Origin of the sequence: Amphritea sp. 1_MG-2023 (assembly GCF_030547545.1) — a bacterium.
In the GTDB taxonomy this organism is placed as follows: Bacteria; Pseudomonadota; Gammaproteobacteria; order Pseudomonadales; family Balneatricaceae; genus Amphritea.
The window spans coordinates 1-12,186 of the sequence record NZ_JAUOQE010000012.1; the positions used below are offsets into that span (position 1 = coordinate 1).

Here is a 12,186-nt window from a genome sequence, read left to right on the forward strand (position 1 = left end):
CCGATGTATGACTGGTTGAGAAAGCTACGCGCAAACAAATCATTCAATACGGTGTGCATTGCCTTAGCGAATAAGCTGTCGAGAATAGCCTATGCCATTTTAAGTAAGAATGAGCCTTATCAAGCGCAGCAAGTTTAATCCGGTTTGCAATAATAGAGCGTGATGATGAAAACGGTTGACCGTCTGGGTAGTAAACTTGTCACAAAAAACAGCTGTTATAGGCTGTCGGCTTTTTAAGGGCTATCTGGAGTGGATGCTCATCGTGGAGCGGGAATAAAAGCTTCCCAACTTAAGACTCCGAATACATTAGCGCAAAACCACCTCACGATCACAAATCTATGTTGCAATCATGAGGGGAACCATACATTTTTGTAAGGGCTGGTGAGGTACGAACCACACTATTAGCTGTTTTCAGAAGTTTAGCAAGTATTCTACAGAGGCCGCTCAGTGCCAAGAGCTGGCATCGGCACTTGTATCTGGCTTGGCTCTTACCGACCCTGAGGGGATATCTTCTTGATAGCAGAGCTGGATTCTTGTCGCCCCAAGCGGGATTCCAGGTCGATCTGTGTCGAAAATTCTCTACGAGGCAAGGCATGAGCTAATAGTTGGCATGTTGTATCTACCAACCAAATAACTGCATGCTCTTTCAAGATAGAATTTACGGGAGGTGCCCATGAAAATAATCTAGGCTGATCTATCACATGTTGCGGTAGTTGCTCGCTTATTTGATCTATATCGTCAGTTTTATAACTGTGAAACCGATCTCGAGCTTGCCACTGAATTTATAACAGAACGTCTGATTAATAACGAATCAGTGATCTTTTTAGCACTAGATGATCAGGGTAAAGAGATGGGATTTACGCAGCTTTACCCCTCATTCTGTTCAGTTGAAGCAGTCAAAATCTATATTCTGTATGATTTGTATGTAGATATTAGTTCACGCGAATTAGGTCTTGGGCGCTCATTGATGAAGAAGGCGAATGAATACGCCAGGGAAACGGGGACTGCTCGTATTGATTTACTCACAGCCAAGGATAATCTCCCAGGCCAAAAGCTTTATGAGCAACTAGGGTATATGAGAACTAATGAAGATTTTTTCGCCTATTCTTTAGCTATAACCAGCTATAACCAGCTAAAACGTCTTAGTCGCTTCCAAAAACGTTTGAAATAAAACACGTCAGATGGCTGTTAGCAGAAATCATGTCGATCAAAATCGAAGGTTCGCTTTGTGCCCTTTGCTAAAATTCAGAAGTACATGCTGGAGGTCGGCTTTGTATATGGACTCCTCCTGTTTAGCAAGGAAGCATTGTTTCAGAGTTAAGACGCGTCTGTACATTCGGCTTTTCGGTGGAGACGCTATCTTCTAGCCCACTATGTATGCGCACCCCAATTCTTCTACGTGTCGTTGGCTTCTAGGGCCACAAAGCGGAACAGGTTTAATCAGGGCGGATATCTCTATCTGATCCTGGCTTGCTTGCTGAACTCGTTACATTTCTATCTGAGCTATCGGGCTTCAGGCTACTGATGGCTCACTTAATATTGCTCTATTGTATTCTGAACCTGTGGTTAGCAGCACCCAGACAGTGCGGACATTCTTGTTGGCCAGAGTAACTGCGGCCTTTCCGTATCCTGCCCGCTGAATCAGTGACTAAAGCCACTTTTGTTTCGGTGTCTGAGGTTCTTTCAGTCGATGTACATAGGCTCTTGCTCCTTGGGTCAGGACCGATCTCAAGCGGTGATTGGCAATATGTCGACTGATACCTATCAGATTGGTCTTCCCGCCACTGCTGTATTGCTTGGGCGTCAGGCTGATATAAGCAGAGAACTCACGGCCATTCTTGAATGCTTTTCCTGTGCCCAAAGTGGCAAAGAGTAAAGCTGCGCTGATAGGGCCAACACCTTCAATATTCAGTAAGCGGGTGCAGGCTTCGTTTTGTTTAACTAGTTGTTTGATCTGTTCATTTAGGAAATTGATATCCTCTTTAAGCTGGAGATACCGTTGGTACATCCGATGTAACGTAGGGCGAAACATATGCGGAATACCGTTTTCTGCATCCTCCAGTACAAGAGAAATATGTTGATGCAAAGCAGCCCACCCTTTGGGTATAACAACATCAAATTCCATCAAAAGACCGAGAATATGATTCGATAGCGCTGCTCTGTTTTGTACCAGCAGCTCACGAGAACGTTGCACGGATTGAAGACCTTGCTGTTCAACACTTTTCAGCGGGGCTTCTTTAATGTTGAGACGGCTTGCTGTTTCGGCAACCGCCAAAGCATCAGTCTTGTGCCCTTGTCGAAAAGGAGCTACTGCAACAGCAGGGATGATCTTGGCCTGGTGATCATGCTCCTGTGCATATCTAGCTCAGTAATGCGAGCTGGCACAGGCTTCGAAAGCAACCAGATACGGTTTCTGTTTGATTAGAAATTCAGCGAACTTGGTACGGGACAGGTCTTTATTCTGGAGTTCTTTACCTGAGGGCGATACGACAGAAACCTGAATGACATTCTTTGCCAGATCGAAGCCAATAGTATTAACTTTAGCTATGTGTGGATTCCTCTTTTAGTGTTTTGGTCGACACTAAGCCTAGTATCTCGCTGGGAGGGAGGAGTCCATACATTGTGTCGAAACCAGTCCCGGGCTTATATAAAACCGAGCTTACAAACCCAAACATTACGCCCATAAAAAAACTCGACGAACAATCCTGAACGGCGAGCTTATACCTGCTGGGTTCTCTTTATTCAGTCATAACATTATTTTGAGCTGATTAATTACTTGGTTGTAGTGCTTCTTCATGCTTTGTGATGGTGTTCTTCTTTTTTTCGCAATATCGGATAATCAGCTCGCCTACGATCAGTGAAGACGCGATGCCACCCAGTACCTGCAGGGTAAATGTCCAGTCGATAGGCTCACCAGGGATGTAAACAAACATTACAATACCACCGATGATATTCAGTACTACGAAACCGGCAATGACTACCGCTACTGAATTTGAAACAGGCATTCTGAATGGTCGTTCAGTATTGTCGGTCAGGCGCAGTTTGATGAAAGCCAGTACCATCGCAACATATGGCATCAGGAAGATCATGGCGCTGAATGACATCAACGACCAGAACAGATCTTCAGCGGTGTTAGCCATCAGGCTGTAAATCAGCAGTGAAGCTGAGCTGACTGCTGCCGCCAGCAGGGCTGAACCTAACGGTGTCTGGTATTTAGAATGGACGATACCAAATACCCGTGGTAATTCACCCTCATCTGCTGCTTCTATCGCCGCACGGTTGGTACCCATGCTCCAGGTAACCATGTTGGTGAACAGGGTAAAGATCACAAAGCAGGCGATTAGGGTGGCAAACAGATAACCAAATCCGGTATCACCATAGAGATTGTACAGGGAGTGGACAAAGATCTGAGTGATTTCGGTCTGCTCGATAGGTACTGCCGCCAGTACGCCTAAAGTACCGAAGATGTTGAAAGCTGCAACGATCAGGCTGGAAGCCAGGATCGCCCGTGGAATATCCCTAGTCGGGTTTTTCATTTCATCGGCACTGCTACAGGCCAGCTCTGTTCCCATTACGCCGTAAACCATAATGCCCAGGGCGGCAATCTCCAGCCCTGAAGTCGGCACCATGGTTTCCCATGTCAGCACGTTGGCAAAACCGTTGGCCATACCATAATTGATGCCGGCAATACCGATCGCCAGTACGCAGATTATTTTTAGCACAGCGCCCAGGTTAGGTAGCCATTTACCCATTTTCAGGGAAACAATATTGAAGATGGCAGTGAAGATACTCAGGGCTATACCGATAAAGACCTGTTGCCAGAGGCTGAGTCCTGGAAAGAATAGCTCGCTGAGCATGCCGGCGAAGAGAATGTATACGGTTGGCATCCAGGTAGCGTTGGTGATCCAGTACAACCAGGAAATTCGAGCTCCCCAGCGGTAGCCGAAAGCGGTTCTTACCCACTGGTATACCCCGCCATTTTTAGGATAGGTGGTACCCAGTTCGGAACTGATCATTGCCATTGGGATAAACAGGAAAATCAGCACATAGCCCCACCAGAACATACTAGTGGCGCCGAGGGAAGCTGCCAGTGCAATCTGATCCATGAAGAGCATGGCGGAAACGGTATAGAGGGTTACATCCTTGAACCCGAGAACTTTATATTTATGATGCATAATATGTACTTCTTATACTTATAATTTAGATTAGTTGATAAAGCAGTGCTCGGTCAGCGTTAAGGCAACTGTTTTTGTCTTTTGTTTGCAGCTAGCACATAGAGCATCTCTAGTGCCAGGGTGGCGCCTGCCAGTGCTGTGACTTCTGCGTGATCGTATGAAGGGGATACTTCCACGACATCCATACCGACAAGATCTATGCCTACCATACCGCGAACTATTCTTAGCGCTGCGGTAGTGCTAAGGCCGCCGGATACCGGGGTACCGGTGCCAGGTGCAAAGGCTGGGTCCAGGCAGTCGATATCGAAGGTCAGGTAGGTTTTTCGGTCGCCAACAATTTCTCTGATCCGTTCCAGCGTTGCTTCTGCGCCGTGCTGGTCTACCCAAGCGGCATCCAGAACATTGTATTTATGGTTTTCTGCGTCATAGGAGGTGCGGATACCAATCTGAACTGAATACTCAGGATTGACCAGGCCTTCTACCATTGCATGGTGGAACATAGTTCCATGATCGATAGCACCGCCTTCGGAATAGGTATCGGTGTGTGCATCGAAGTGAATAAGGGACAGTGGCCCATGTTTTTCGGCGTGGGCTCGCAACACTGGCAGGGTGATGAAGTGATCGCCGCCAAAGGTCAGCATGGTTTTATCGTTTTCCAGCAATCGCTGGGCGTGAGCCGTCAGATTTTCAACCAGCATGGCAGGCTCGCCGTATTTAAACCAGACATCACCGTAATCAGCGACCTTCAGTTCATCTTGTACCGCAAACTGCCAGGGCCAGCGATATTCTTCCCAAGCCAGGTTGGCTGAGGCCAACCGAATTCCTTTAGGACCGAGTCTTGCTCCTGGGCGGCCGGATGTTGCCAGGTCGAAAGGTACACCTGATACCACGACATCTGCATCAGACTGCTCTATATTGCGGACCGGAGGGACTCCCATAAAAGTGGGAAGCAGGCCGTAGAGTGATTGCTCGTCGCTGGAAACATCATTGTGATCGTTCATCATTTCTCTCGCTTTGAAATCTTTTCGGAACAGCTGTTACAAGAGGGGGCTGAAATTGCTGTGGCGGAGGAATCAGCTACTGTGACCGAGGTTACAGTTAGCTGATAGATTGAAAAAGCACACAGGGCCGGGAGCAGTAATATCTTGATTTGCTCCCGGAGGGCATATTACATATGCCCGGCTTTTTCTAGGTCTTCGACGGTATCAGCGATACTTAGACGCAGTGTGCTTACGATCTCATCCACCTGATCATGGGTTAGAATCAACGATGGTGACATGATATTTAGGTGCACAGTTGGGCGGACAATAAGACCGCGCTTTTGTGCGTGCTCATGAACGATACCCCCTATGTTGAGCTCTTCAGGGAATAAGGCTTTAGTTTCCTGGCTGGCAACAAACTCCACGCAAGCCATAAAGTGTGAACCTCGTACTTCGCCAACGATCGGTAGGTCTGAGAGTGTTTTCAGTTGTTCCATGAAGTAGGTACCCACCTCTTCGACATGGCTTAGAATATTTTCACGCTCAATAATTTCGATGTTTTTCAGGGCTGCGGCACAAGCGACTGGATGGCCGCTGTAAGTGAAACCATGAACAAAACAGCGTCCCTTGCCTTCTTCGGCGATAACATCCCAAATCTTATCGGATAGAATGCAGGCACCTAGCGGCATATAGCCCGAGGTTAAGCCCTTGGCGGTTGTGATGATATCCGGCTGGATATTAAATCGGTCTTTTGAAGCAAAAAACTTACCTAGACGGCCGAAGGAGGTTACCACTTCATCGGAAACATATAGCAGATCGTATTTTTGACAGATCTGCCACATTCGGTAGTGATAGCCTTCAGGTGGCACAATTACACCGCCGGAACCCATGATTGGCTCAGCAAAAAAAGCTGCGACATTGTCTGCTCCCAGCTCCAGAATCTTGTCTTCGAACTCCTTTACCAGAGATTCAAGAAAATCCGCTTCGGTCATGCCTTCAGGGGCACGGTAATAGCCAGGGCTGGAAATATGATGAATAGTGTCGGAAATATAATCGAACTCTTCCGGGTGGTCAGATTTCTTGCCGCCGATCGACATAGAAACATAGGTTGACCCATGGTATGCATTTACCCGGGAGATAATATGTTTCTTCTGGTGCTTGCCGCGGCTGTTCTGATAATACTGAATCATTCGATATGCAGTATCGACAGCGGTAGAACCACCCGTTGTCAGGAATACATGATTAAGATCGCCAGGCGCCAGCTCTGCCAGTTTCTTACTCAGCTCGATGGCGGTTACGTTCGCCATATCGGCAAATGGGTTTGAGTATGCACAGTTGCGCACCTGTTCTGCGATAGTGTCGGCCATTTCATCACGGCCCAGCCCGATGTTGGTACACCACATGCCACCGACAGCATCCAGGTATTTGTTGCCTTCAGCGTCGTAAATGTAAGCTCCTTCACCTGCCGCCACGTTAAGAGAGCCATCTGCTCTATGTTCATCAAAACAGTGATACGCATGCATATAGTGAGCCTTATCGGACTCAGTGATTGCGGCATTATCAAACTTAGAAAAGTGTTCTTTTGGAAAAGAAGCCATAGTGATCTCCATTTGTTCTTGTTGCCCTCTATCGTGTCAAGCAAGTGGAATCTTACACATACCGCATTTGGGGGGGAGGGTTGCGAAACTTCTGTCCATATAATCGTATGTCTTGGTTCTTAAAGGGAATTTGGATACTAAGGAATAGCGCTAACCAGACATAATTATAAAAAGAGGGCTTGTGCGAATGATCGCAATAAGAAAATTGAAAACAATTTCATTTTTCAGCAAATTTCTGTTTATCTCCGTAACGCTGATCGTATTAACTAATTTGCTTCAGCTGTATCGTTCATATCAGACCATGCAGGTCACGAATCAGTTCTCCGTGGAGCAAAGTCAGAAAGCTCTGAAAAAGGAAGCAATACATCGGCTGGAGTCAGCGGCTAAAGAGCTGGCTGGAGAAAGTGCCGCTTATCTGGAGAATGCTTTTCAGACCTCATCTTTCGTAGCCAGCCAGCTCGAAGAGTCGATCCGGGGGGAGTATTCCAACCGTTTGTCGCGGCGCCAGGTGGAGTTAATTACTAAAACCGCACTGGAGGATAATGCCCTGATTAACTCTATTTATGTGGACTTTGAGGCGGATGCCTTTGATGGCTCCGATGATCTGTATGCCAGGGGCTTTAGTCACAGTATTCCTGAAACGGGTATTTTTTCATTGTACTTTGTGCGCCAGAGGGATGAAATTATTCAGTATGAAAACGATGCGGCGACCAACGATCTGCGGTATAGCCAGTCGCTTAATGAGTTTGGTTTTCGTGATGGTGAGTGGTATCTATGCCCGATGGAAGGGCTTACGGCCTGCCTGCTGGAACCATACTTTTATGAGTATGAAGAGGGGCGCTCTGATTACTTGACGTCACTGACTATGCCTATGGTCGTTGATGGAGAGTTTCTGGGGGTTGTAGGTGTCGATATCAACCTGCCAAAGTTTCAGGCGTTAACCATTGAATTGTCAGCGCGGTTGTATCAGGGGAAGACCCGGGTGACGCTGGTTAGCAGGTCGGGGGTGATTGTTGGCTCCAGTAACTATCCGGAGGCGATTGCAAAGCGATTAGCTGAAGTGGACCAAAATATAACCGACTATCTGGGCAATTCTGACGGCAAGGCCCGGATAGAGGATTTGGGGGAGCAGCTACTGCTGACTCAACCGGTGACTATTTCTCATGTTGAACAACCCTGGACACTGGTGCTGGAAGTTCCTGTCGCAGAGATCTATGCAACTGCTGAGCAGATAAAGCAGGAGATAGAAATTATTCAGCAGGAGAACACTTTTGATAATGTTTTGTTAGGGATAACCATCACGGTACTCGCAGGATTATTTATCTGGATGCTGGTGAAAAGTGCAACCGGACCAGTCAGGCAGATTAATAATAAAGTTGAGGCGCTATCTGATCAGGAAGGCAGTCTGAATATGATGTTGGATGTGCGTCAGCATGCTGAGTTTATTCGGATGTCGGAACTGATTAATCGGTTTATCGTCAAATTACGGAATATGGTGGTTGCATTGCAACAGGTTAATGTCAATGTCACCGCCGGTACAGATCTGGTTACCGGACAAATGGATACAATAAATAAACAAGTGGCGGAGCAAAGAGCTAATCTCGAAAGTGTTGCTTGTGCGATGCAGCAGATGAGTTCAACCTCAGTCCAATTAGCTGAAAATGCAGAACGCGCAGCCGATAATAGCCAGCAGGTAAAAGAGGCTGTGGTGTCTACTCAGCAAACGGTTATTACTGCCCAGCAGCAAATTCATGAGCTGACTGAGGATATGAGTCACACCCATGAGGTGTTTAACCGTGTTGCCAGCCAGAGTAAAGATATCAGTATGATTCTTGATGTGATTCGTAATGTTTCAGAACAGACCAATTTGCTGGCGTTGAATGCGGCGATAGAGGCCTCGAGAGGGGGTGAAAGTGGCAGAGGTTTTGCCGTAGTTGCAGAAGAGGTCAGGATGCTGGCCCAGAAAACCAGGAACTCAGTAGACGAAATCAGCAACAATATTCATGGTTTGATGGGCGAGATTGATAAAACCAGCGGGCTGATTCAGAACAGTTTTGAAAATGCGGACCAGGTCCATCAACTGACGTCGACAGCGTTTGAGGCGATGAATCAGACTGTCAATTCTGTTATCAGGGTTGCAGATGATATCACCCAGATGGCGTCTGCAGTTGAGCAGCAGAGTCTCGTGAATGAGGAAATTAATAATCGCCTATCCGATATAGCTAGTGGTGCCAGAGGGCTAGATGAAGCTGCCGAAATTGTCAGTGAACATTGCGATCGGTTGCACCGTGAAACTAGCCGACAAGAACAGCTGCTGTCGGGTTTACGTACCTGAAGAATGATCTGAGCCATCCCATCTTGGTTAATTCGGTTGTATACTAAAAACAGTTTGTTCTGATATTCAATTACCAGAATATTATTAATAATCGCTACTTTTGTCTGATTAGATCTAATCAGATTGAGCTGCAATGACCGGACAAAGTCTATGGATGTATCACTTTCTTCCTTCCAGAAGTGGCACCAAGCAGTTGCCCAGGCGGTTGCAAATCTAAATACCAACCAGTTTCCTGTAGCCCTGATCTCGGCGCTAGAAACTCTGGTACAAGGTGAAGCAGCCATGATTAGCCTGGAGTATAAGAATCGCTCTCCTGTTCTGTTGTTTGATCATGGTATTCCGTTGGAGAAAAGAGACCTGCTGGTCAGTCGTTATTTTTCCCGAGGTTATATGCTGGATCCTTTTTGCCTGGCTGTTTCGGGTGGATTACAGCAGGGATTCTATCATCTGGCTGAAATTGCCCCGGATGACTTTTTTAACAGTGATTACTATAAGACTTACTACATCAAAGCCGGCTCTGTAGAAGACTGCTACTTTGTTGTTGACCTTGGTGAAAACAGAAAGATAACGGTCTGTTTATATCATGGAGATCCTGCCTACCGTTATTCGCAAACAGAGTTTTCCCAGCTGCGGGCAGTAGAGCCTCTGGTGCGCGAACTAGTCCTGCGTCATTGGGGAGATACTAGCTTTGAGGAAACCGATCAGCAGTCGGGTGCACAAAGTCTGGCACGACCGCTGGATGCAGCATTCATGAATTTTGGTCGATCGATTCTGACTGAGCGGGAGCTTGAGACTACCCACCTGATTTTGCGTGGCCATTCATCCAAATCTGCCGCACGGGAGCTTGATATTTCACCTGATACGGTGCGTGAGCACCGTAAAAATCTGTACCGCAAGTTGTGTGTAAGTTCGCAATCCGAGTTGTTTTCGCTATTCATCGATGCAATTTCGCAGTTCAGCGAGGGCAGTAGTGAGGATCCGATGGAGAATCTTCTGAATAGCAAAACATAGTTGTACAAACTCAAACTAGATCAACTAAAAAGGTAAATTTGTTTGATATCTCCGTACTTTGTGAGTGAAGTGATAACTTATAGGCAAAACAGTTTTTTTTCTGTTATTGCTCACTGCATTTATTAGTTGAGATAGCTGATCTAGGTATTCTGTAATGTTTTTTAGTATTACAGCTTCAGGGTCTGAAACAGTTTTTTTCATAGAATACGAAATGAAAAAAGGCGGGCCAAAGGCCCGCCAAAAAGCGCGGGAGCGCAGGCATCGCGAATGCGATAGTGAAGGAGATGAATAGTTTCAGCGGAGCATGGATTTAGTTTCGAAGTACTCTTCTACCCCTATGTATCCTAGTTCCCGGCCATTTCCGGATTGTTTGTAGCCACCGAATGGTGCCGCATTGTTCCATAAGGCATCGTTGATATAGACTTGACCAGCCTGAATACGGCGGGCCAAGGCTTCAGCGTGTTGTTTGTCTTCGCACCATACCCTTGCTGATAGCCCATAAGGAGTGTCATTAGCAATATTTATCGCTTCTTCCTCATCGCTATAGGGAATCATGCAAAGCACGGGACCAAAGATCTCTTCCCTAGCAATTGTCATATCGTTGGTTACGTCGGCAAAAATAGTCGGTTGGATGTAATATCCAGTCTGCAGCCCGACGGGTTTGTCCAGTCCTCCTGTTACCAGTCTGGCGCCTTCACTTATTCCTTTTTCAATGTACATCAATACTGTTTCTAGTTGGGCTAACGAAGCCATTGGCCCCATAAAAGTTTCTTCATCCTGAGGATCGCCTACGTTGATGTTTTCAACATGTGATTTAGCGATAGCAACGGCTTCCTCATAGCGTTTGGCAGGTATCAGCATACGAGTAAGTGCTGTGCAGGTTTGACCGCTGTTGTACATGACATCGTCAACGCCAAGCTTTACTGCTACCTCTAGATCAGCATCCTCGCCTATTAGGAAAGGCGATTTACCGCCTAATTCAAGGCAAACTCGTTTTATCGCAGGAGCTGCTAGCTGGGAAATTCTCACCCCTGCTAAGGTGGAACCGGTGAAGGAGATTAGATCTACTTGCGGATGAGTGCAGAGTGGTTCGCCAACTTTTGGACCGTTACCGTTGACCAGGTTGAAAACTCCTGCAGGAAGACCTGCTTCATCGATTATTTCTGCCAGTAGGAACGCGTGTAAAGGGGTGATTTCGCTTGGCTTTAGGACCATAGTGCAACCCGCAGCTAGTGCTGGTGCTACCTTACCGATCAATTGATGTAGAGGATAGTTCCATGGCGTAATCAGGGCGCAGACACCAATGGGTTCATTGATTACTTTTGAATTACCGATTAGTTTTTCCTGATCGAGGAGTATGGTATGTTCAGCATGTTTGTAAAGCGCATCAATCGGGTCAAGCACCTGAACATCACGACAAAAGTTCAAAGGCGCGCCCATTTCTGAGGTGATGGTGGCAACCATTTCCTCACTGCGTTCACGTAAACGGTCAGCTATAGCGGTAATATAGCCAGCGCGCTCCTCCGCACTAGTTTGTGACCAGGAGATAAAGGCTTTTTGTGCGGCATTTATGGCCCGATTTACATCACTTGCATCGGCGAGTACTGCCTGTCCTGCTAGTGTTTCTGTTGCCGGATTGATAACGTCGATCAGTGTATCGTTGGTTGCTGAGCTCCAGCATCCATCGATGTACAATTGGTTATATACTTTCATTATTATCGTCCTGTTTGTAGCCGGGTGTTTAGCAGTAATTACGTATTAAACTCATCATATCCATCGTATAGAGAGCGGGCCTCCCCCCATTTGTGGTAGCTAAACGGTTTTGCTTCTGATCGTCTATTTCACAGCTAGTCTGGGCTTGTGATCGTACTGGTATATGTGGTGGGGCTGCTGTTAAAAGTTGCGATTCAAGCTGGATGTCGGGAGTGATCTGCCTGAGTTGCTTAAAGTCCTAGTGCAGCCTGTTGTTGGCTATAGGGAGAGCCAGAAAGTGAAGTGGCAATTTTCCTGAGAGGCTATTAGAAAACTAAAAAAAATAATAAACATAATTGCCTGTTATAACGTAAAAAACGGCGCTCAGGTGAGCG

General features: G+C 46.6%; 6 protein-coding genes and 2 pseudogenes. 3 read left to right on the plus strand and 5 right to left on the minus strand.

The features are described 5' to 3' along the window. Positions 1 to 730: 730 nt before the first annotated feature. Positions 731 to 1,171, plus strand: a pseudogene (locus Q4488_RS08335) (GNAT family N-acetyltransferase); the annotation flags it as partial. Between the two features lie 342 nt (positions 1,172 to 1,513). On the opposite strand, the pseudogene Q4488_RS08340 reads toward Q4488_RS08335, so the two are convergent. The 4 genes and pseudogenes from Q4488_RS08340 to Q4488_RS08355 form a co-directional block, all read right to left on the minus strand. Next, positions 1,514 to 2,548 (minus strand): annotated as a pseudogene (locus Q4488_RS08340) (IS110 family transposase). 220 nt (positions 2,549 to 2,768) lie between these two features. After that, entirely contained in the window at positions 2,769 to 4,175 is a 1,407-nt protein-coding gene (locus Q4488_RS08345) for an APC family permease (RefSeq protein ID WP_303580018.1), read from the minus strand. 59 nt (positions 4,176 to 4,234) lie between these two features. After that, entirely contained in the window at positions 4,235 to 5,179 is a 945-nt protein-coding gene (gene speB / locus Q4488_RS08350; protein ID WP_303580019.1) for an agmatinase, read from the minus strand. Between the two features lie 164 nt (positions 5,180 to 5,343). Further along, the gene (locus tag Q4488_RS08355; RefSeq protein WP_303580020.1) at positions 5,344 to 6,765 is read right to left on the minus strand and encodes an aminotransferase; all 1,422 of its coding nucleotides are present in this window, start codon (positions 6,763 to 6,765) and stop codon (positions 5,344 to 5,346) included. A gap of 175 nt (positions 6,766 to 6,940) precedes the next feature. Between Q4488_RS08355 and Q4488_RS08360 the strand changes: the two genes are divergently transcribed. Continuing rightward, entirely contained in the window at positions 6,941 to 9,088 is a 2,148-nt protein-coding gene (locus Q4488_RS08360; protein WP_303580063.1) for a methyl-accepting chemotaxis protein, read from the plus strand. A gap of 150 nt (positions 9,089 to 9,238) precedes the next feature. Then, positions 9,239 to 10,099 (plus strand): response regulator transcription factor, encoded by an 861-nt coding sequence (locus tag Q4488_RS08365; RefSeq protein ID WP_303580021.1) that lies wholly within the window; start codon positions 9,239 to 9,241, stop codon positions 10,097 to 10,099. Positions 10,100 to 10,393: 294 nt separating this feature from the next. Here Q4488_RS08365 and Q4488_RS08370 read toward each other — a convergent pair whose 3' ends face one another. Then, positions 10,394 to 11,812 (minus strand): aldehyde dehydrogenase family protein, encoded by a 1,419-nt coding sequence (locus tag Q4488_RS08370; protein ID WP_303580022.1) that lies wholly within the window; start codon positions 11,810 to 11,812, stop codon positions 10,394 to 10,396. Between the last annotated feature and the right edge of the window lie 374 nt (positions 11,813 to 12,186).

Bases quoted from the DNA above. Each gene is read 5' to 3' on its own strand.
- Q4488_RS08345 (WP_303580018.1), bottom strand. From the start codon at position 4,175: ATGCATCATAAATATAAAGTTCTCGGGTTCAAGGATGTAACCCTCTAT.
- Q4488_RS08360 (WP_303580063.1), top strand. From the start codon at position 6,941: ATGATCGCAATAAGAAAATTGAAAACAATTTCATTTTTCAGCAAATTT.
- Q4488_RS08365 (WP_303580021.1), top strand. From the start codon at position 9,239: ATGGATGTATCACTTTCTTCCTTCCAGAAGTGGCACCAAGCAGTTGCC.
- speB (WP_303580019.1), bottom strand. From the start codon at position 5,179: ATGATGAACGATCACAATGATGTTTCCAGCGACGAGCAATCACTCTAC.
- Q4488_RS08355 (WP_303580020.1), bottom strand. From the start codon at position 6,765: ATGGAGATCACTATGGCTTCTTTTCCAAAAGAACACTTTTCTAAGTTT.
- Q4488_RS08370 (WP_303580022.1), bottom strand. From the start codon at position 11,812: ATGAAAGTATATAACCAATTGTACATCGATGGATGCTGGAGCTCAGCA.